This is a genomic window from Paenibacillus sp. cl6col, from assembly GCF_900102125.1.
Lineage (GTDB): Bacteria > Bacillota > Bacilli > Paenibacillales > Paenibacillaceae > Paenibacillus_B > Paenibacillus_B suaedae.
Window position 1 is genome coordinate 411,774 of the sequence record NZ_FNAZ01000002.1, and the last position, 21,929, is coordinate 433,702.

20 protein-coding genes are annotated in these 21,929 nt (G+C 47.0%); 12 read left to right on the top strand and 8 right to left on the bottom strand.

From position 1 onward, the window contains the following. The coding region (locus BLS15_RS06040; protein WP_090510484.1) for an exosporium glycoprotein BclB-related protein at positions 1–798 on the top strand (798 nt) is incomplete at its 5' end. A 120-nt stretch (positions 799–918) separates the two neighbouring features. Here the strand turns inward: BLS15_RS06040 and BLS15_RS06045 are convergent. Then, complete coding sequence (locus tag BLS15_RS06045; protein ID WP_021253956.1) at positions 919–1,209, bottom strand: YxcD family protein; 291 nt, start codon at positions 1,207–1,209, stop codon at positions 919–921. After that, positions 1,209–1,652, bottom strand: a complete 444-nt coding sequence (locus BLS15_RS06050; RefSeq protein ID WP_021253955.1) for an import inner membrane translocase subunit Tim44 — start codon at positions 1,650–1,652, stop codon at positions 1,209–1,211. The genes BLS15_RS06045 and BLS15_RS06050 overlap by 1 nt, the downstream gene beginning before the upstream one ends. 148 nt (positions 1,653–1,800) lie before the next feature. Here BLS15_RS06050 and BLS15_RS06055 point away from each other — a divergent pair, with 148 nt between their 5' ends. Next, positions 1,801–2,361, top strand: a complete 561-nt coding sequence (locus BLS15_RS06055) for a DUF309 domain-containing protein (protein ID WP_021253954.1) — start codon at positions 1,801–1,803, stop codon at positions 2,359–2,361. 44 nt (positions 2,362–2,405) lie between these two features. Here BLS15_RS06055 and BLS15_RS06060 read toward each other — a convergent pair whose 3' ends face one another. Further along, positions 2,406–2,948: a PadR family transcriptional regulator gene (locus BLS15_RS06060; protein ID WP_021253953.1), complete on the bottom strand. Its 543-nt coding sequence runs from the start codon at positions 2,946–2,948 to the stop codon at positions 2,406–2,408. A gap of 264 nt (positions 2,949–3,212) precedes the next feature. Here BLS15_RS06060 and BLS15_RS06065 point away from each other — a divergent pair, with 264 nt between their 5' ends. Both BLS15_RS06065 and BLS15_RS06070 read left to right on the top strand, forming a co-directional pair. Further along, complete coding sequence (locus BLS15_RS06065) at positions 3,213–4,295, top strand: CobW family GTP-binding protein (RefSeq protein ID WP_021253952.1); 1,083 nt, start codon at positions 3,213–3,215, stop codon at positions 4,293–4,295. 51 nt (positions 4,296–4,346) lie between these two features. Beyond that, a complete protein-coding gene (locus BLS15_RS06070; RefSeq protein ID WP_021253951.1) occupies positions 4,347–5,327 on the top strand; it encodes an AraC family transcriptional regulator in 981 nt (326 codons plus the stop codon). A gap of 217 nt (positions 5,328–5,544) precedes the next feature. Here BLS15_RS06070 and BLS15_RS06075 read toward each other — a convergent pair whose 3' ends face one another. The 3 genes from BLS15_RS06075 to BLS15_RS06085 all read right to left on the bottom strand — a co-directional run bounded on the left by BLS15_RS06075 (position 5,545) and on the right by BLS15_RS06085 (position 10,461). After that, positions 5,545–7,386 carry an ABC transporter substrate-binding protein gene (locus BLS15_RS06075; protein ID WP_021253950.1) on the bottom strand — a complete coding sequence of 614 codons (1,842 nt, stop codon included), beginning with the start codon at positions 7,384–7,386 and terminating at the stop codon, positions 5,545–5,547. A gap of 117 nt (positions 7,387–7,503) precedes the next feature. Continuing rightward, positions 7,504–9,006, bottom strand: a complete 1,503-nt coding sequence (locus BLS15_RS06080) for an ABC transporter permease (protein WP_021253949.1) — start codon at positions 9,004–9,006, stop codon at positions 7,504–7,506. Between the two features lie 12 nt (positions 9,007–9,018). Further along, positions 9,019–10,461, bottom strand: coding sequence for an ABC transporter permease (locus BLS15_RS06085; RefSeq protein ID WP_036591133.1), 1,443 nt, complete (start codon positions 10,459–10,461; stop codon positions 9,019–9,021). Between the two features lie 132 nt (positions 10,462–10,593). On the opposite strand from BLS15_RS06085, the gene BLS15_RS06090 reads away from it, so the two are divergent. Continuing rightward, positions 10,594–12,327: an ABC transporter ATP-binding protein gene (locus BLS15_RS06090; RefSeq protein ID WP_021253947.1), complete on the top strand. Its 1,734-nt coding sequence runs from the start codon at positions 10,594–10,596 to the stop codon at positions 12,325–12,327. 104 nt (positions 12,328–12,431) lie between these two features. Here the strand turns inward: BLS15_RS06090 and BLS15_RS06095 are convergent, their stop codons facing one another. After that, entirely contained in the window at positions 12,432–13,052 is a 621-nt protein-coding gene (locus tag BLS15_RS06095) for a beta-class carbonic anhydrase (RefSeq protein ID WP_021253946.1), read from the bottom strand. 28 nt (positions 13,053–13,080) lie between these two features. After that, positions 13,081–13,425, bottom strand: a complete 345-nt coding sequence (locus tag BLS15_RS06100; RefSeq protein WP_021253945.1) for an iron-sulfur cluster biosynthesis family protein — start codon at positions 13,423–13,425, stop codon at positions 13,081–13,083. Positions 13,426–13,596: 171 nt separating this feature from the next. Between BLS15_RS06100 and BLS15_RS06105 the strand changes: the two genes are divergently transcribed. From BLS15_RS06105 to BLS15_RS06135, 7 genes are all read left to right on the top strand, one after another. Beyond that, a complete protein-coding gene (locus BLS15_RS06105; RefSeq protein ID WP_021253944.1) occupies positions 13,597–15,114 on the top strand; it encodes a carboxypeptidase M32 in 1,518 nt (505 codons plus the stop codon). Between the two features lie 311 nt (positions 15,115–15,425). Further along, positions 15,426–16,430, top strand: a complete 1,005-nt coding sequence (locus BLS15_RS06110) for an ABC transporter substrate-binding protein (RefSeq protein ID WP_021253943.1) — start codon at positions 15,426–15,428, stop codon at positions 16,428–16,430. 38 nt (positions 16,431–16,468) lie between these two features. Next, positions 16,469–17,269: an ABC transporter ATP-binding protein gene (locus tag BLS15_RS06115; RefSeq protein WP_021253942.1), complete on the top strand. Its 801-nt coding sequence runs from the start codon at positions 16,469–16,471 to the stop codon at positions 17,267–17,269. Beyond that, positions 17,247–18,104: an ABC transporter permease gene (locus tag BLS15_RS06120; RefSeq protein ID WP_021253941.1), complete on the top strand. Its 858-nt coding sequence runs from the start codon at positions 17,247–17,249 to the stop codon at positions 18,102–18,104. The genes BLS15_RS06115 and BLS15_RS06120 overlap by 23 nt, the downstream gene beginning before the upstream one ends. 167 nt (positions 18,105–18,271) lie before the next feature. Next, complete coding sequence (locus BLS15_RS06125) at positions 18,272–19,258, top strand: aromatic acid exporter family protein (RefSeq protein WP_028533063.1); 987 nt, start codon at positions 18,272–18,274, stop codon at positions 19,256–19,258. A gap of 124 nt (positions 19,259–19,382) precedes the next feature. Next, positions 19,383–19,943, top strand: coding sequence for an outer spore coat protein CotE (locus BLS15_RS06130; protein WP_021253939.1), 561 nt, complete (start codon positions 19,383–19,385; stop codon positions 19,941–19,943). Positions 19,944–20,201: 258 nt separating this feature from the next. Further along, positions 20,202–21,869, top strand: a complete 1,668-nt coding sequence (locus BLS15_RS06135) for a putative amidoligase domain-containing protein (RefSeq protein ID WP_090510488.1) — start codon at positions 20,202–20,204, stop codon at positions 21,867–21,869. Positions 21,870–21,929 lie beyond the last annotated feature (60 nt).

A 21,929-nucleotide genomic window follows, 5' to 3' on the forward strand; every position in this document is an offset into this window, starting at 1 on the left:
GCAACAGGAGCAACCGGAGCAGGAGCCACGGGAGCAACAGGTGCGACAGGAGCAACCGGAGCGACCGGCGCCATCGGATCAACGGGTGCAACAGGAGCAACCGGAGCAGGAGCCACGGGAGCCACAGGTGCAACAGGCGAAACGGGAGCAACCGGCGCCATCGGAGCGACAGGAGCGACAGGTGCAACGGGAGCAACCGGAGTAGCCGGGGTAACCGGAGCCACCGGAGCAGGAGTTACCGGAGCAACTGGTCCAGCGGCACCTTCTATTATTCCATTTGCGTCGTTCTTACCAATATTGCTAACGACTGGTTTCTGTGGAGTAGCGGGTATTGGTGGTCTCATTGGATTCGGCAACAGCGCACAAACTCCTTCGGTACTTGGACCTACGATAGACCTTACCGGAGGACCTGGGATACCTTTAAATCTTGCATTTACAGTTCCATGTGGAGGAACCATTAAATGTATAGCTGCATACTTTAGTGTTACTTCAGGGCTCTGCTTAGACTGCTTGGGTGGGGTTAATCAAACGTTAACGATTCATGCTCAACTCTGGCAATCCACTGTGCCAGATAATATCTTTACACCAATAGCAGGAACGTTAGTAGATCTGCAGCCATCATTGACGGGAGTTATTACGTTAGGTGAACACGTAAATGGGTTGCTGTCGGGATTGAATATCGTAGTCCCACCTCAAACTCGCTTGCTTTTGGTATTCTCCGTTACGACTACTGGATTGACAGAGCCAATTTCGATTGCAGGTTATGCAAGTGGAGGAGTCACTATCATTTCGAATTAACTGAGAGTCGAATATCCTTCCTGCTCTTTGTTTGATACGAAAAAAAGGCAGCCTCTTGGGCCAACGATGCATCATCGTATGACTCAAGGGCTGCCGCTCTATTTATAGCTGCATCTTATATTATAGGTTTGTATCGATATCTGCCCACATTTCCTCATCCACGTCAAGCTTAATCTGATGACGGAATACACGTTGTCCGTATTCCTTGCTCATGTACTGTTCAATGGCTTCCAGCAGATTGGACTCAATCAAGTATTGGGAGCGATCATGCACCCATACTTCTGCTGTGAATCCATGCTCTTCATCCCAGCACAGCTCAACATTTACATCTTCGGGTCGAACCTGCTTGCGCATCGCGATGTGAAGGCATACAGCATTAATGAGTTCGTCCATAGAGAGACGAAATTGCATTAATTCCACCGCCCAGGACCTGGTGTAGATGGGTTGCGTTTATTTCTGAACCTCTTCACTACCATCATAACAAGGCTGATGAGAAGGAATATTGCCATTACGTTGATCATAAGCCCAAGGATGTCTCCCAGAAATCCAAGATTGCCGAACATGCTGCCGAACAACATTCCAGCTAATCCACCAATCATTAAGCCTTTCATTAGGCCGCCGCCACTGAAAAATCCACGTTGCTGTGTCGGTGCTGTGCTTGATGTATTGCTCTTATTGGTGTTGTCCGTACGATTCACCTGATTCGTAGACTTGTTTGGAGCTGGCTTGTACTTCTGAACTCCTGAGCGGAATGAACCTCCGCGCTTGGCATCAGCCACGTCTATCACCGTCGGTGTTGTTACCGCGAAGATAAGGAAGAATGCCATAACGACCATGATCCATTTATTACGCATGAATTGCCTCCCTATTGATGTAATATTTGTTGACAAGTAATAATACGTGTTCGAGTAAAAAGAGGTTTCAAATAAATATTGAAATTGATACAATAAACGAAATTAAGTTCATTGCAACGAGGACTGCTTTTATAGTAGGAGGAATACGATGCGATATCCAAAAGCGTATATTGAATATTTGGCACATTTCCATGGGCCAAGAGACTGGTTCGAATGTCATGAAATTATGGAAGAGTATTGGAAAGAGGAGCCCTCTGCGGAACGGAAACGTCAGTGGCTTGCTCTTGTACAAATTGCTGTAGGCCTCTATCACGAGCGCCGAGGTAATGTGGCAGGGACATTGAAAATGTTATCAAGTGCACTTGGACATGCGGAAGCGATCGACTGGGGGGCGCTTGGAATTAATGGTGAGACCCTGAAGCATGAATTGAAGGAACGGGTAGCATTACTCACAGATGAGAACAAGATGACAAACGCAGCTTCCACATACTCGGAGTGGAACTTTCCAATAGAGGATCAATATCTGCTTGAATTATGTATCCAATCTTGTGCGGATAAGGGATGGACTTGGTGTATGAATGGCAGTCAATCAATTGCAGCGGTTAGAGACAAGCACCTGCTGCGCGATCGGACAGACGTCATCGAAGCGAGGCAGCAAGCATTCAAGGCTAGAACCACCAATAGAAAGTCGACACGATCAGGAAAATAAGGATCCCGTCTGTAGATACCAAGACACGGACGGGAACCAGATGTTTATGAATCAGAATCCTCTTGTTCTAACATTTGAACAACCCAGCGGCACCATTCAATTTGGGCGGCAGCAAGAGAAATTGCACGATGAAGCAGGATATAGTCGCCGAAATGCTTGGATCGAATATGGCGATCTTCCTCAGAGATGCGATCAAGCAATTTCTCAAAATAAGCCGTTTTGGTCTCCAGTTGTTTCATTCGGGTTAGGAATAATGGAATCGTGATTTCTTTCTCGGTCATCCAAATGCACTTTGTTTTTAAGCTGAGCTCATCACGTGTCATTTGCTCCGCAGGAGGTTCGCCCAGCCAATCCAATACAACAGACTTCCCTTGTTCAGTAATGGAATAGACCTTCTTGTCGGGTTTGTCCCGCTGTTCAATTCGCACAAATTGAACCAAGCCCTCTCGTTCGAGCTTTGCCAATAACGGATAGATCTGGCTGTGCTTCGCTGGCCAAAACGGCTGGATACGGAGCATAAGATCATAACCAGAACAGGAATCGCTAGCTAGAAGGCCTAGCAATCCGTATGACAATGTATTCAGCAACCCTAACACCTCCTCTTTCTTTCAATGTACCCCTTCTGTCGTTTCTACTTCATTCAACTTGTAACCATAGCAAGAATGCAAATGATACAATCCCCATTATATGTAAGAATATACATAATATCAAGTGTGATTTGAAAGATCTCAGCAGTTATTATTTCCCTCATATCGGATGTGGATAGATCCCGTAAGTGGCATGGTTGCTTCGCATAGAGCATGAGGGTATGATGAGAGAGCAAGCATGATTAGGAAACGGGGTTATTGTCAATGCGAACATCACAACAAAATCATAATCGAGACCGGGCTATACCGGTTATTATATTATCTGGCTTTTTAGGAACGGGTAAGACGACATTGTTGAAGCAGTGGCTGCAGTGGAGCACGGAAGAGAATCTAACACCTGCTGTCATTATGAATGAAGTTGGTGAAGTGAATTTGGACGGTCAGCAGTTGCCGCCTGAAGTGGCGATGAAGGAAATGCTCGGTGGCTGCATATGCTGTTCGTTCCGCGGCGACTTCAGCACCAAGCTGTATGAGCTTGTACAGGAAGAACAGCCGGATGTCATCTATGTAGAATGTACGGGAATAGCAGAGCCGATGGAACTGGTCGAGTCTATTACCGAAGTTTCTCTGTATTCAGATATTGTGTTGACTAACATCGTCACGGTTGTCGATGCCAAACATCTAGGAGACCTGCTAGATGATGAGACTGCCATCCAGAAAGCGAACCGCAAGATGATGCGATTGCTGGAAGAACAGGTACGAGCAGCAAACACAATCCTATTAAATAAATCTGATTTGGCAACAGCTGAACAGCTCGATAAAGTACAGCAGCATGTGAAGCAATGGAATGCACACACTAGCCTTGTCATTACTGATCATGCCGTCGTCGAACGAGAGCTGTGGATTCAGAGCTGTGTACATGCAGGAGGATCGTTATTGCTTGTTGAAGATGATGTACAATCCAGCGAAAATACGAATAATACACATGTGCAGCATGGTCATGATCATCTCCATGTGGAGCATGCGAAGAAGGATTCACACCATCATTCTCATTCACATGCTCATGATTTCGTCACAGCGTGGACGCATCCATTGTCTGAGCCGGTGGACAGTGAACGATTTGAAAATTGGCTGTCCACGCTGCCTTCAAATGTGTATCGTGCTAAAGGGATTGTAAGCTTTACTGATACGACGAAGCGTTATATGTTCCAATTTGCATATCGTCAATCTGAATTTATTCCGATAGCGCCTCAAGGCGAGGTGAAGGATGTGCTTGTCGTTATCGGTGAGCATTTGGATACGGGGATGCTTCAGCGAACTTTTGAAGCGGCCGTTTACAAGGCTTAGGTGTTTGTTGTTGACTAGATGATTACATCTTAACATGGAGAGCGTACAGGGATGAGCCAAATCGACTTTCATCATAATTTCAATCGATTTTTTGACGGACTTGAAATAAAGCGGATGGATTCGAACCGCAACGAACAATTACTGCTCCCTTCACACATAGGTGAGGGAACGATTCGAAGATTTATTCCGCGTACCGATATTGAAGTTATTGTCTCGAATTATACGATGAACCGTGAGCGAACCATATCGCTGCAAACGGAGGCAGCGATGGTTGAACTTCAGTATTGCTTGCAGGGGACTAGGGAAGTGAGCATAGCTGGTGAGCGAAATGAAATCATCCCAGGAATATGCTCCCTGCAATTGATTAAACAAGCAGATGCGAGGTTTGAGTTTACTGGCAATACGACGTATCATATGGTCAGTATTGGTATTCCGATTCACACTTTTCATCACTTTATGGAGGAAGGTGATGGGACGAGAAGGGTGGATTTCTCGCAGCTACTTGGCAGCCAAGATTATGGGTGTGAATATGAACGGATTACGCCTGATGCAACCTTACGTTTGCATCAGCTGCTTGAAGCATCCTTGATGTCCAGTACTCGAAATATTGAATTGGAATGCCGTGCTATGGAGTTATTAGAGGAAGCCTTCCAACTGTTCTTCTCGAATCCCAGAACATCTCATACGAAGAAGATGAGTAGAACGGATATGCAGAAGGTTAAGCAGGCGAGAGAAATTATGGTGCAGCAAATGTCAGATCCGCCCTCATTGCTGGAGTTGTCTCGCATGGTGGGCTTGAATGATTTCAAGCTGAAAAAGAGCTTTAAAGAAATGTACGGAGCAACAGTATTCGGCTATTTACGAGAGAAGCGGCTGGAGAGAGCACTGTTTCTGCTGCAGCAGGGCAAGCTGAATGTGACGGAGGCCGCTTATGAAGTGGGTTACTCGAATGCCAGTTATTTCTCGGAAGCTTTCCGCCGCAAATATGGTGTGAATCCTGGAAGCTTAGTCCGTCAATCAGAACGAATATAACATCTTTACTACAAACATGTCTATTTATACAGTAATGCAGAATGACCTCATTTCCTAATAATTTGATAATCTTGTAGACCGCTCTTGTGAGTGGTCTTTTTTTGATGGACGACACCGCAAACACGAACACGCAGTATGGTACCGTTCAGAGATCGAACAAGGCTCTGTGTCTCTTACAAGGGGAGGACATAGAGCCTTGCTGCATTCGAATTGATATTTAGGATTTGGACGCTACTCGATACTTGTCTAAGAATTCCTTTACCTTCTCAGGATCTGCCTTCAGTTCATTCCCGGTCTTTACGATTGGGCTGACCGTCGAGGCTGCCTTGAAGATATGGTTATTGTAGAATTTCAAGAAGTCTTCTTGGTTGATAGAGTATAGAACTGCTTTTCGCAGGTCTGCACTCTTGGCTACTTCTCGATTCGCTGTGTTGAAGAGCAGGTAAGATACTGCATTGCTCTCAATGCTTTGCAAGGACAGCTTGCTGTCATTTTTCACAAGGTCAAATTTTGTTTCAGGCACTCCATAGTTGACATAGATTTCACCGCTTCGAAGTGCGGCCAATTGGCTGTCAGCATCCTTTATGAAGCGCAAAATGACTTTATTGATTTTCGGTTCATGCTTTGTGCCTCTCAAGTAACCCGGATTTTTGTATAGAATCGCTTCATAATCATTTTTATAGGACAAGATATATGGTCCGCTCGTAACCAGTACGTTATTGTATTTGTTTCCTTCCGTAACTGTATTCTGATCTCCATATGGAATGTCCTTGTTCACATCGAACTTCGCTACATCGTATGTATTGATGCGCTCTACCTGCTGCTTCGATACGATTCCTGCCGACTGATGGGCCAAATAATTTAATACTTGAGGGAAAGGTTCAGTTGTTGTCAATTTGATAACTTGATATTTGCCGGTCTTGCTGTTCGCATCATTTTTATTCGTGACAAGTGAGGAAATCTTGTTTTCAAGTCCTTGCTCTAGCACAGTCTTAATTGTGTCACTGCCTCCTGAGAGCTTCGCAGTTACCAGCTCCTTCAAATCTGAGACAATCTCAACGGACTTAATATGCTCATGCAGGCTGTACGTGCGATGATCGGGAACAGAGTTCTTATCCTTTGCCCGATTCAGGGAAAATACAACATCGTCAGCTCCAACGCGCTCGCCGGTATCAACAGCAAGCTTGTTCTCAATTTTGGCAAAATGGATATCATCTCTCAAAATAAAGTAATAATCCGAGTTGCCTTCAGCAATTGCGTGATTGTAGGACAAGGAACCGTCTGAAGTGATGCGGTCATCATCGGTCAGATTAATGAGACGTACATACATATTCGTATTGATCATGTTGATCGATCCATCATTGCCTTTAATCGGATCAAGGGAGGTCAGCGTTGAAGATCCTTGCGCCAAAATGAGAGGAGTTGCTTGACGCTTGGACGTATCCTTAAAGTCTACATCCTCCCAGGCAAAGGAACGAGACTTGGACAATCTCACGGAATCTCCATTCAGCAGGTCTTTATTGTAAGCTTGGCTCTTTAACGAAATATATAAGGGCGCAATATAAGCTTGATCAAACACGAGCCGCTGCTCCAATTGCTTGTATGTCTCGATAAACTCCGCAGGGGTCTGTGAGGCCGCTTTGTCGATCAATGCATCGATTTCCGGATCAGCGAGGATACTGTAGTCTCCTCCTGATTTGAATAGGGAACGTACGGCATAATCAGGATTTCCCGTTACGGTGGTCCAGCCTGACAGTGCGATATCATAGTTGCCAGCTTCCTTCTGAGCCTTGAAGCTGCCGTAATCCGGCTGCAAGTTCAGCTTCACGTTGAAGCCATTTTTGGTTAGTTGATCACGAATGATGTTAAGATCGGATTCGCCAGTGCTCATGCCCAGCAGTTCGATGGTCACTGGTGCTCCTGTTTCTGTTTGCGGTTTATTTTCAGCGCTCTTGGCAGGCTCTTTGCCAACGGTATCGGATTTCGTACTTACCGAGCATCCGCTTACTAACACGAGTACAGACAATAGTAAGATGAAGAACTTGCTTTTGGATAGCATATGAGTTCCCTCCCATAATTTCGTATTTATGATTCTGACTTCTTTGTTCGTGCGCATATTTTTGCAGCATGACTTGCGGACATTTTTGCCTATATTAGGCCAAATAATCGCATTCCCTTAGTGCATTTTCGGATCTAGTGCATCCCGTATTCCATCGCCAAGGAAGTTAAAGGACAATACAAGTGCGATGATAGCAATGCCTGGGTAGATAGCGAGATATGAATGCGACTCAAGATAAGTGCTGCCAAGCTTCAAAATGTTGCCCCATTCTGGGATATGCGGCTCAACGCCAAGTCCTAAATAACTTAAGCTGCTTGTTGAAATAACTGCGCCACCGATTGTAAGTGTCGACTTCACAATCATCGGGGCAAGTGAATTCGGTACAATATGCTGGAATATAATTGCCAACTTCCGTTGACCAAGGGCCCTAGCTGCTTCTACGTATTCATATGTAGCTACGACCATGACGCTAGCTCTCATCGTGCGGGCATAGCTCGGAATTGATCCGATGCTTAGTGCAGCAATGAGATTGATCGTGTTGGCGCCGAATGCCGCGATGATGGCGATGGCAAGCAATATCCCTGGAATAGCGTAGAGTACATCGAGCAGCCGCATAATGATATTGTCCGTCCGGCGTCCATAGAAGCCGGAGATGGCGCCGAGCACACCGCCCACAATGACAGGGATTGCTGTGGAAATGATTCCGACAATGAGTGAAATACGAGCTCCAAATATAATTCTCGAAAATAGGCATCTGCCAAAGTTGTCGGTGCCGAGCGGGTAGGTAAGGCTCGGTGTTTGCAGAATCGAACTGTAATCATTCTCCACAGCGATGCTGTAGTCGAAGGTGAAGAAGCTGCAAATCGAGATCGAGAACAAGAAGAGGATAAAGAATAACCCTGACATGGCTGCTGCATTCCGTGTTATTCGTTCCCATACTTCCTTCCATTTCGCACCAGTCTCATCATACCGATTGTTCAGAAGCAGCATGACTCCAAGCAGCAGAGCGAATAAATTCCCGGTAATCGCTGTGAACAGGAGTAGAATCGCAACGATCCGTATCCATGGCTGTATTCGGTTCTGTATAATGCCGCAAGCTATTAGAATGAGGATTATGAGTTGAAAAATGGCGATCACGAGCAGGATCAGCATCGCCGCTGGGAACGTATCGGCCACATAGGGCTTAAAAAGATTTAGAGCAGAGACACCGATAACAAAGAACTGTGTAAGCAGCATGTATACAGCTAATGAATAATGCAGCGAAGCTCTGCTTTTCAATAAATGAAGGGAGGCGGCTGCAATAAATACATTCCCAGTGAGAAGGCTTAGTAATAACAGATAACCGACAGATCGCGTAGAGGTTCTGATGTCGCCGCTTCTGCTGATATCATGCTTAATCTTGATCGTGACACCCAACTGAAGCAAGGTGAAGAAGATATATAGGACAGCAGCGGTGAATACATAATGCCGTACAGCTTGTTTTGTTACATCATAACTGTTCACCAGCAGGAGTAGAGACAATAAGGATGATACGATGGTCGCGAAGCTGGCGTACGTATATCCTCTGTTTGTTTTCAGTCGGTTTGTGTTATCGCATCGTTTGTCTAGTGATTTGTTCATGATTCACCTGCTTTAGTATTGTTTCATCTTGGTACGAATCCGTGGGTCAATGAAGGCGTACATAATATCCACCGCTAAATTGACCAGTGATATCGTAATCGCCGTGTAGACAACACCTCCCATAATGGCGGGAATATCAGGAATGAACTGCTTATCGATGATATAACTGCCGATACCGCTAATATTGAACACCTTTTCAGTAACTGCAGCTCCTCCAAGCATTGCTCCAAATTGCAATCCCACAACCGTCAGAATCGGAATGAGGGCATTTCTTACCGCATGCCGGAGCAGTACCTGCCGATTGTGCAGCCCCTTCGCTCTAGCAGTTACTATGTAGTCCTCATGAATCACCTCAAGAGTAGAAGCGCGGGTCATGCGGGCTACGGATGCTGTCAATCCTGTTCCAAGTACAATGACCGGCATAATGACAGACAGCCAATTATTCGGATTATAGGTAGCAGGCAGCCATTTCAGATGGATGGAGAAGTTGAGAATAAAGATCAGCCCCTGCCAAAAGTTGGGTATTGATAAACCGAGCAATGCGATGAAGATGAACGTATAATCGAACAATGTATTAGGTCGTGTTGCAGAAATGATGCCGATCGGCAGTGCAATGAGGAGAGCAAGTGCAAGTGAAATAATTGTTAGCGTTAACGTAATTGGAAATTTGGCTGCGATGGCAGGTGATACTTCTTCGTTGCCTGCAAATGAACTGCCTAAATCAAATGTGGCGATGCCTCTTAATGTGTTCCACAGTTGAATGAAAAAGGGTTGATCCAAGTCGTGCATCTTATTGAACGCCTCGATCTGCTCCGCTGTCGCCGTTTCTCCCAAAATATTAACTGCAGGATGGAATGGGGACAGCTTCAATATGGTGAATACGACAATAGAGACCCCGATAATTACAAGCAGACTCATCATCAATCGCTCAAATATGTATTTGAGATATGCGTTGTGATACAAGAGCACAAGCAGATACATCGGAAATCCGGGAAGTAAGGTCAAGATGATAAACAGCGGGTATCGAAGCAAGGCTTGAAAGGTGTCAGAGTAGGTAGTGCGTCTATGGAGTCGTTGGTCAAGCTGCTTAAGGGTATGTTCTTGTACGGCTTGGCGGAATTGTTCTTCAGTCAACTTGTGAACCTGGCGATTGAACTGGAGATTGTCTATGTTCTCACCGAAGAAGCGATGCTTGCAGCGTAGTTGATCCTCGAAGTCGGCTTGAAGCTTCTCTTTGTAACCGGAAGCGAGGAGTTCCTGCGTGACCAAATCTCGTGCCGCTTGGACGTTATCATCCCTTCGTTTAACCTGATAGATAATGTATGCCGCAAGGTGGACAGGCAAGCCGAGCAGTATGGCAAGGCGTGCATAGATTGGATTCAGGCTCAATTTTGTATAGTTGTGGCTGATTGTCTCTGTCCATTTTGGAAGCTTAGGCGCTTCAGTATATTCCATTTGCATGTAGTATAAGCACCTCCTTCACTTTTAAATTGTATAATTCCGATGGATATAGTATATTTTATTTCAAGGTTTTGTCAAGAACTGTTAGCAAACCTATTCATCACTATGATAGACGGGAGAGCGGGCATGGAGCATATCCTTCAAGTTCAGGATTTATCGGTAGCATTTCAGAATCGGGAGCAAGAGATTCATGCGGTTCGAGGCGTAAGCTTTGTGGTCAACCCAGGCGAGACACTCGGAATTGTGGGCGAATCAGGGAGTGGCAAGAGCGTTACTGCACGATCCATCATGCGCCTGCTGCCTTCGTCGATAGCATCAAAGCAGAGTGGTACGATTATTTTCTTAGGTGTGGACGTGGCGATTTATTCAGAGTCCGACATGGAGAATGTTCGTGGACGTCACATCGGGATGATTTTTCAAGATCCGATGACTTCGTTGAATCCCACGATGAGCATTGGAAGTCAAATTGCAGAGAGCTTGATCAAGCATCAGGATATGACAGCTGCACAGGCAAAGGCGGAAGCGATCAACATGTTGAAGATGGTTGGGATCCGCAATAGTGAAGTGCGTTATTCTCACTATCCTCATGAATGCTCAGGCGGCATGCGTCAAAGAGTGATGATCGCTATCGCCCTTGCCTGCAGGCCGGCACTCCTTATTGCAGATGAACCGACAACTGCACTGGATGTAACAATTCAGGCGCAGATCTTGAGTGTTATGAAGCATATGCAGAGAGAATTTGGTACTTCAATCATTCTCATTACGCATGACCTTGGTGTCGTAGCAGGGATGTGTGATCGTGTGCTCGTCATGAAGGAAGGAGAGATTGTGGAGGAAGGCTCGACCGTAGAGCTATTCGCCAATCCACAACATCCATATACGCTAAAATTATTGAACGCGCTTCCCCGATTACATGAGAAGAAGGTGAAGTCTGCCCCATTCGTTCGTCCTCGGTCGGCTGATCAACGTCCATTGCTGGAGGTTCGTTCCCTGAAGCAGCATTTTGATTTGGGCAAAGGGAATATTGTAAAGGCAGTTAACGATATTAGCTTCTATATCCAAGAGGGGGAGACGCTTGGCGTCGTGGGCGAATCCGGCTGCGGCAAATCAACGACAGGAAGAGCGATATTGCGCCTGCATGAGCCGACTGGCGGTGATGTGCTGTATCAGGGCATGTCGGTAAACCGATTGTCAGCACAGGAGATGAAAATCGTTCGCAGGCATATGCAAATGATCTTTCAGGATCCGTACGCGTCATTGAATCCGAGATGGAAGGTTATCGATCTGATCGGTGAAGCGCTGGATGTTCACCGATTGGTCTCAAGCAAGCAAGAGCGGAAGAAGCGGGTAGAGGAGCTGCTCGATATGGTTGGGCTAGAGCCATCTCATGCTATGCGTTATCCGCATGAATTTTCTGGAGGGCAGCGTCAGCGCATCGGAATCGCTAGAGCGCTTGCGGTAGAACCGAAATTCATTGTGTGTGACGAACCACTATCAGCGCTTGATGTATCGATACAAGCCCAAATTGTGCAGCTGATGCAGGAGCTTCAGCAAAGTCTTGGCTTAACCTACTTGTTCATTGCACATGACCTGTCTATGGTCAAGCATATTAGTGATCGGGTAGCTGTGATGTATCGCGGCAAAATCGTAGAGTTGGCAGAAAGCGAAGTATTGTATTCGAACCCGCAGCATGCGTATACGAAGTCATTATTAGCCGCAATTCCTGTACCAGATCCGCAGATCGAAATGCGGAAGCCACGTGCATTCATGGAAGAATTGGGGGAATCCGATCCGTATCAGCTGGATCGTTCCCGATTGGTCGAGGTTGCCTCGGGTCACTGGGTGTCCATTCTTTCGTAGGTCAAGCATATATGGGATATTTGACAATAATAACAAAAAAGCTCCTGTATCAGAACGCAAGTTGGTTCTGGTACAGGAGCTTTGCCCGTGTTTATGTAACGGGATTATCGAGTAGCAGAGGGCGAATGCTGCCCATGCCCTGGTTCGGTATCCTTATCTTCCAAGAAGCGATATCCGTCTGCAACCCATTCCAATGCCCCCGTATCTGGATGGATGACCATGCCATGCACAGGAACGTCAGAAGGAAGAAGCGGGTGCTTGCGCAGCACTTGTACGCTGTTCATTACCCCTTCATGGACGTCATTGAAGCCTCGCAGCCAGTGGTGCAGCTTAATGCCGGAGTTCGTCAGCGTATCCAGAACAACATCTTCAACGCCGCGCTTTTTGGCTTTGTCGATAATTTGTTGAGAGTTCAAGCCAGTCATCCCGCAGCCATAGTGTCCGATAACGATAACCTCATCGGCTTCCAGTTCATAAATAGCGACAAGCACACTGCGCACAACACTTCCGAATGGCTGTGAAATGATTGCACCTGCGTTTTTAATAATTTTTACGTCGCCATTTCGCAAATTCATTGCTTTTGGAAGGAGCTCGACGAGTCGAGTATCCATGCATGTGATAATGACCATTTTCTTGTCGGGGAATTTGTCAGTCAAGTACTGTTCATATTCGCGTTTCTCGACGAATTCACGGTTGAAATCTAAAATGTTGGACATGTTGGACATGTTTTTCCCTCCCTTGCATGTTGACGCTTCACTTGTTGTCACGTCGATCCTTGCATGCGACATGTGTTGAATAAATTTGTTGTGCACTGCTCAGCTTGTAAAAGCCGCCTGTCCCCGATACATCAAGGTTCAATTTCTCATCAAAGAACACCATGTGATGCCGGTTCATGTAGATGTCAAGCGGGGCATTGCTTTGCAGTTGCACGTCATCTGCGTCAGCCTGCGGGGCGATCCATATGGCGGGCACGCCGTTGACGGCGCAGCCGCAGCCTTCCGTATCGTGTACAAGCTTGATAATTCCGCCATCTGCGGAGCTGAGACGCTGCTTGAGCTGCTCTTCGGCAGCTTCAGTCACTTGAATCCAAATTGACATCGAATCTGCTCCTTTATGGCTTGACATGTTCGAGTAAGTGTACAAATAGAAATGTAACAATGATTCCAAAATACGAATCGTTATTCATAATCGCTTTCGAATGTTGATTATATCGTTTTCACCGCGTATCATCAAGAAGGAAGACTATACATAATTCGAGGTGAAATAGGCATGAATGCGCAAAATGAGGCAATCTTGCAGAAATTTCGGGATATAACAACGAAACTGAAAAGTTATGGTGAAGCATTAAGCATTTTGCATTGGGATCTGCGTACAGGTGCTCCGCGCAAGGGGGCTGAACAGCGTTCTAAAACAATCGGAGCATTGTCCGAGGATATGTTCAAGCTGTCCGTATCGGATGAGATGGGAGAATGTTTAGATGCATTGGAGCAGGCTGATGTATTCGGCGAACTGTCCGATGCAGATCGTAAAATGGTTACAGATGCGCGTAAGGAATACAACCGCAGCCGCAAAATTCCTCCCAAGCTGTATCAAGAATATGTCGTATTAACCTCGCATGCAGAGACGATGTGGGAGGAAGCGAAGGAAAAGGCTGATTTTGAAATGTTCGCTCCGTATTTGCGTGACATCGTAGCGAAGACGCAGCAATTGATCGACTATTGGGGCGTGAAGGACACGCGCTATGACACGCTGCTTGATATGTATGAGCCAGGAATGACGGTGGAGAAGCTGGATGCCATCTTTGGTAAACTGAAAGAAGGTCTTGTGCCGCTTGTGCATGCTGTGCAGGAGAAAGGGGAACAACCGGTTCATGATTTTCTGCATCGCGATTATGCAATTGAGCAGCAGAAGGAAATCAGCCTGTATTTGCTGAAGGAAATGGGCTACGACTTCGAGGCAGGGCGCTTGGATGAGAGCGTTCACCCATTCATGATCGGGTTGAACTCAGGCGATGTTCGTATTACGACGCATTATAAGAAGGATGATGCGGCGAGTGCGATATTCAGTTCTTTGCACGAAGGTGGCCATGCCTTGTATGAGCAGAACATCACTAAGGAATTCGATGGCACTCCATTGTCAACCGGAACATCAATGGGCATTCACGAATCGCAATCCCGATTCTGGGAGAACATGATCGGCCGCAGCCGTCCGTTCTGGAATCGTTACTACGGGGAATTGCAGCGTCTGTTCCCAGAGCAATTGAACGAAGTGGATGTTGATACCTTCTACCGTGCAATTAACCGGGTAGAACCTTCCTTAATCCGTACGGATGCAGATGAAGTGACGTACAATTTGCATATCATTATCCGTTATGAGATCGAGAAGATGCTGTTCAATGAGAATCTGCCTGTTGAGGAGCTTCCTCGCGTGTGGAATGAGAAATATGAGTCTTATTTGGGCGTGCGTCCGAGCCATGCTGGAGAAGGGGTCTTGCAGGATGTGCACTGGTCAGGCGGCGGATTCGGCTACTTCCCATCGTATTCCCTTGGCAACATGTATGCCGCTCAAATGATGCATACGATGGAAAGCGCGCTTCCTAACTTAGAGACCCTCGTTGAAAATGGCCAGTTGGAGCCAATTAAGCAATGGTTGACGGAACAAGTGTATCAATACGGGAAGCTTTTGACTCCATCCGAGATCATTATGAAGGTAACGGGAGAGGCATTGAACCCGCAATATCTGGTCGATTATTTGACGAAGAAGACGAATGAAGTTTACGGCATGTAACCGAATCAATTTTGAATGTAGAACGCAGTCCCGGGTGGGGCTGCGTTTTTTTATGATTTATACTACTCATTCGGCGGCAGGGAGCACCTCAATCGCAACGATGGAGGATAAGCTTTTTTCAAGCGTTGCCATTTGATTAGGGTCGGGCGAATAACCATTTCAGTAATGGGTGCATACAATGCAATAACCGAACAACAGGGCAGGTTCAATTAGGTAAGAGTTTACGCGATTATGGGTCGAGCAGATTGACTCAGAAGAGTACGAACAGGTTCCATGGTATACCCATTCCAGATAAGGAGGACAGATATCGGATGAGACACAAGTGGCGAATAGGTACCTTGGCCATCGTAGTTTTTGCTGTGCTGGTGCTTAGTGGATGTGGTTCAAGCAGTGATTTAGTGAAGATCAAGGTAGGAGAAGTGACGCGCTCTGTATTCTATGCCCCTGAGTATGTGGCGCTTGGCAAGGGATTCTTCAAGGAGGAAGGACTGGACGTTGATCTACAGACGACTTCTGGCGGAGATAAGACAATGACAGCGCTGCTCTCAGGGGGAATTGATGTAGCGCTTGTTGGCTCAGAGACGTCCATCTATGTTGCACAGCAGGGGGCTGAGGATCCGGTTATTAATTTTGCGCAGCTCACGCAAACAGATGGCACGTTCCTCGTTGCCCGTGAGAAAAAGGACGGCTTCGATTGGGATCAACTGAAGGGAAGTACTTTCCTCGGACAGCGCAAGGGCGGAATGCCTCAGATGGCAGGTGAATTTACGCTGAAGAAGCATGGCATTGATCCACACAAAGACCTGCAGCTCATTCAGAATATTGATTTCGCCAATATTGCGTCAGCATTCGCTTCAGGGACTGGCGAATATGTACAGCTATTCGAGCCGCAGGCTTCTATTTTTGAGAAAGAAGGCAAGGGGGTTGTTGTCGCCTCATTCGGTGTAGAGAGCGGCAAGCTTCCTTATACGGCCTTCATGTCTAAGCAAAGCTATATCTCTAAGAACAAGGATGCTGTACAGAAGTTCACGAATGCGATCTATAAAGCGCAGCAATGGGCAGAGAAGCAGTCCGCTGAAGAGATTACCGATGTTATTCTGCCATTCTTCAAGGATGCTGACCGGGATATTGTCGCAAGTGCGGTTAAGCGGTATAAGGAACAACAATCGTATGCCGCAGATCCAGTCCTGGATGAGCAGGAATGGAACAATCTGCTGGATGTGCTAGATTCGGCAGGGGAGTTGAAATCTCGTGTACATCACGAGCAGATCGTTACGAATGAATTTGCCGAGAAAGCGATAAAGCTGGTGAAATGACGGATGCCCATAACGCTCATTCGAAGGGAGGCGCCTCAATGATACCTGCAGTAGAGCTATCCCGTGTGACTCATGTCTATGTGACAGATCGAGAAGCGAAGCTGGCAGTAAATGAACTAACCGCTTCCATCATGCCGGGCGAGTTCGTTAGTCTGGTTGGGCCGAGCGGCTGCGGAAAGACGACAATACTATCCATTATCGCTGGCCTGATGAAGCCAACCTACGGATATGTAAATGTAAATGGTCAGCGAGTGAGCGGTACCTCATCTCATGTCGGCTATATGCTTCAACAGGACTATCTCTTCCCTTGGAGATCGATTCTTGACAATGCATGCATGGGGCTGGAATTGACAAAACAGTTAACCCCTGAGATGAAGGAGAGAGTTGTTCAACTGCTTAACGGAATGGGGCTCGAAGGGACAGAGAAGCTGTATCCTCATCAACTGTCCGGTGGAATGAGGCAGCGTGTTGCACTGGTCAGGACGCTTGCGACGGAACCGGAGCTTATGCTGCTGGATGAACCCTTCTCTGCCTTGGATTACCAGACGAAGCTGCAATTGGAGGATTTGGTCGTGGAAACTTTGCGTCTACGAAATAAGACGGCCATTCTCGTTACCCACGATCTGTCAGAGGCAATAGCCGTTAGTGATCGGGTGATTGTGTTGAACCGTGATCCAGGCAGCATTCGGCGAACATTCGTCATACCAGAGTCAATCCGCAACTCCCAACCCTTCTATGCACGTGAGCAGGAAGGATTCAATGATCTGTTCCATGACTTGTGGAAGGAACTTGAGGCGTCAGATCGGAGGGAAAGCAATGAGCCGACATTCGGATCTTGATGATTCACCGCCCATACCCCATCCCTCAGATAATACGAAGGAGCTAGTAGCATCGACCTATGCGCAATATCGCGCACGCAGACGTGCACTGTCAACATCAGTTACGGTGACTCAGCTAATCATTCTAATCTCCTGTATAGCGCTCTGGGAGCTAGCAGGCCGACTGAGGTGGATCGATGTTCTGTTATTCAGTTATCCGAGCAAGGTAGGCGCGCAAATTGTGCAGGATGTCATGAACGGTTCCATTTGGCCCCATTTAGGGATGACAGTAGGTGAGACGATTGTAGGCTTTGTACTCGGTACTGTTTTCGGCACTCTGCTTGCCGTGCTCATTTGGTGGTCAGAATTTCTTGCGCGAGTGCTAGATCCGTACATGGTTGTCTTCAACAGCATGCCGAAAGTTGCGCTTGGCCCCTTGTTCATCGTCGGGTTTGGAGCGGGATTTACAGCCATTGTGGCTACCACTTTATCCATCACCGTAATCATAACAACCATTGTTGTGTACAATAGCTTTCGGGAAGTCGATCCAAACTACATCAAGGTTGTCCGTGTATTTGGGGGCGGGAAGCGGACGATATTTCGCAAGGTCGTTCTGCCGGCCTCATTTCCTGCGATCGTGTCCACGCTGAAGGTGAATGTCGGGCTTGCATGGGTAGGTGTAATTGTTGGTGAATTTCTTGTATCCAAGGTGGGGCTTGGATATTTGATTATATATGGATTTCAAGTGTTTAATTTTACACTGGTTATGTCATCGCTTGTCATTATCGCAATTGTGGCTACACTAATGTATAAAGCAGTTGCGTTCGTAGAGCGGAAAATCGTGAATCGTACGTAATCTTTATATGTTCTCGTGGTTTGCCGAAGTGTATATGGAGTGAAAGGGGAATGCCAATGAATGGCATTCCCCTTTTTTTGCAACACGTCATCCGAGTCGATATAATGAACATGTATCATAAGAAGATAACATTACATAAGGGTCTCATTGAAGGAGCGTACTCGCACATGGTGTTCGGATTTGTTGGTATTCGTGTCATTAAGACAGCGATCGCGTCAATATTGGCGATAATCGTTGCTAACCTTGCAGGAGCAGTGAATCCGCTAGGAGCGGGCTTGCTAGCTATATTAGGAGTGGATGTTACCCGCAAGCGCAGCATAAAGACCGTGTCGGCGCGATTTCTGGCATCGGTTGTCGGCTTGCTGCTAGCTTCATTATTGTTCGGGCTTCTCGGTTTCGAGCTATGGGTGCTGGCTTTATACATATTAGTTGCATTCCCGATTATCGCTAAGCTTAATTTCAAGGAAGGAATCGTAACAAGCTCAGTCGTTGTGTTCCATATCTATGGCGCAGGAACCTTAACGCTGCATGGCGTGTTGAACGAAGTGCTTCTGCTGGCCATTGGACTTGGTGCAGCCAGTGTCGTCAATCTGGTGTATATGCCGAATGAAGAGGATAAGCTTGTCCGAATTAAGAAGGAAGTCGATGCTTACTTTTCCCTGATTTTCACACAAATTAGCTCCAATCTAAGGGATACAACCTATGTATGGGATGGACACGAAATTATTGATGCGGATGAAAAAGTTAATGAAGGAATCTTTATTGCCTCGAAGGCCTTGGAGAATCGACTCATGCGTACGGATGATATTCATGCCGATGAGCAGTGGCTGATTTATTTCTACATGCGCAAGGCACAGCTGGAAAATGTGCAGGGAATCCTTCAGCTGCTCTCTCAAGTGTATCAATCATTCCCTCAGTGCTATTTAGTAGCAGATGTATTCGATCAATTGAGCGAGGATGTGAAGGAGCCGCATTATACGGGCAAGACAGAACAGCTTCTGAATGATTTGGACGAGGTATTCCGTCAAATGGATTTGCCTGTTACACGTGGAGAATTTGAAGTGCGTGCAGCCGTCTTGCAAGTAATTCGCGAGCTTCAACAATATTTGAAGATAGCGAAAAGAGATAAGAAACAACTTCGACTTGGCGTGTAACCCGCGTCAGGCCAGCATATGTTGACTCTCAAAAAATGCGTTCACTCTTAAAAAATTGTTGTCACCCTAGACGACTGTCCTGCATACACTTTAATTGAATGATTGTATGGAGGAGGTCCACAGGATGGCAAACACAGAAAAACACCACTGCCGGGAAATCATCACGAAAGCAGTCTGCGGCAAAGGTCGTAAGTTCTCTGTCGTCACACATACCGTCTCTCCGCCTAATCATCCGACAAGCATATTGGGGGCTTGGCTCATAAACCATCAATATGAATCGGTGCGGGCAGGAGACGGCATTGAAGTAATTGGTACTTACGATATCAACATCTGGTATTCATACGACAACAATTCCCAAACTGACGTTGCGAAAGAAACGGTGTCGTATGTAGATCTCGTTCCGCTGTCGTATGTTGATCCGAAGCATCGTTCTTCCACTGTTGAGGTATCTGCGGAAGCAGTTCAGGAACCGAACTGCGTTGAAGCGAGTGTATCTTCGCATGGACGTGGTGTGACTATTCGTGTTGAGCGGGAATTCGTTGTGGAAATGGTTGCAGAGACAAAGGTATGTGTTCTCGTTTGTAAGGACGGGTGCAATGATTTCGAAGACAAGGATTTTGACTTTAGTGTTCAGGATGAGAGCTTCGACGACTTGGAACCGGACTTGACGGATGAGGAGTTGTAATCATCGCCGCAGGCCCTGACCGCTTGCGGCGGTTTCTCATTTCCTATTGAGGATACTCTCAACCAACATGCGCATGGTGGGTGAGCTGCTGCAAAACCTGTGCTTACAAACTTGATGATATACCCACAGGATATGCAGTAAAGGAAAGATTGTAGAGGGCGGGAGCCCTCCTTTTTTTTGGATTCGCAACAAAAATTCAGGTAATGTTGTTGGTTGGCCTCATAGCTGCAATGTGAATTAATCAGGATGTAATCATATATGCTGGATGCGAAGGGGGAGGCGACGTTGAGCCGAGACCTTGCTTGTGAAGATAGCGTGGTTGTCATAACGGATGATCGGGAAGCCGCCAACATGTGGAAGCAGTATAATGTGAAGGCGGTCTCCAATACGAGATATGTGCAAGCCGGAGCTAGGTCAATTGCTGCTCAGGAGCTTGGGAAATTAATCGTATGGTGGAAGCGCAGTATGGCACAGCGGAATCGGGAGAATGCGGAGAGAGTAGTGGATCGTCAGGAGGAAGAGGGCGCAATCGTACTCAATCGCTATGCTGCAAGTTGGCGCTCAAGCACCATGCGTGAACGCTTGAAGCTATGGGGGTTGCCTGTTGCCGAATGGGCTACGTGGGCAGATGAATTGCCGCCGAATTCGGGCCAGCATTACGTTCGTTCTATATGCTTCTGGGTCAATGGCTGTCGTATCGTTGCTGCCGCACAGAGTTCAAGTCCTCCGCAGGGTCTTCCCATGTATCGTGCGCTTGATGATTGGTCCAAGCCGCCTTATCGCCGGCTTGCCCGGCTGGCTCTGCGAGCTGCATATGCAGTAGGCTGGGACATCGCTGCGGTTACGCTGCGCTGCACACCATCTTCTGCCGTGGAGGGAATGACAGACTTGCCAGCGGGTGTGCTGGATGAGCCACAGTTGGGTGATGTAATCGTGCATATCGACCCTATACCGCAGCGAATTCCATCATGGGTACGGGAGAGGTATGCTGCAGCATGGCATGAGGAGACAATACAGCATTCACGAATTCGGAACAAGGGAACACAACTGAAGCTTGGGATGGATGTAGAATTAATTCTATATGATACCCATGCCGGGAAGATCGTCCCCGCTGTTCGGTACTTGCCCAAGGGTGGGGCCGCAGGTTGTGATGCCGTGCGTCTGCAAGGACGTGTCATCTATCCTCTTATGGAGCTTCGTCCGGAACCTGCTGAGCGTCCGGCCCAGCTTGTGGAGCATTTGTGCAGGGCCATGCAGCTTGCAGACCGTATCATTGCAGAGAAGCGTGCTTCTCACTTGCAGGATTCCAAGCTCGTATGGCTGGGTGGATCGCATCCAGCAGGGAAGTTCTCGCTTGGAGGGCATATCCATGTTAGTGGAATTTTGCTAACCTCAGACTTGATAAGAGCGTTGGATACTTATGTAGCTCTGCCGCTGGCCCTTCTTGAGAATCCAGCGGGTTCATTAAGGAGGCGTCCAGGGTATGGGACGTATGGGGATGTGCGCGAACATGATCATGGCGGTGAGGGCGGATTTGAATACCGAACACTTCCATGCTTTATTATGACGCCGGTCCTGGCGTTAGAGGTGCTAACCTTATTCCGTACGGTTGCAGTGGTGTATCCAAAGCTGACTAGGCGCGACAGTGTGCGTGAAGAGGTGATTCAAGCATTCCATGCTTATCCGACAAGGCGCGATAATTATCTCACAGATGCAGGAAGACAACCTATGCGCATGCTGGCGTTAGAGCTTATGGACGACTTGCTGAGAGAAGTGAGGAAGTGCAGGAATGAATGGAGAGATGACAGCCTATCGGTGCAGGCCGAGCATGCTATTCAAGCGCTGTCTCATCGCATACGTGCACAATGGATATGGGATGAGCATGAGGATTTGCGGAGTACATGGCTGGGAACGAGTGAGCGGTGACCGCGTGAAATGCGCGTGAGTCCCCGCTCTTTTTTTGATATAATAGAGTTCTACTTATGT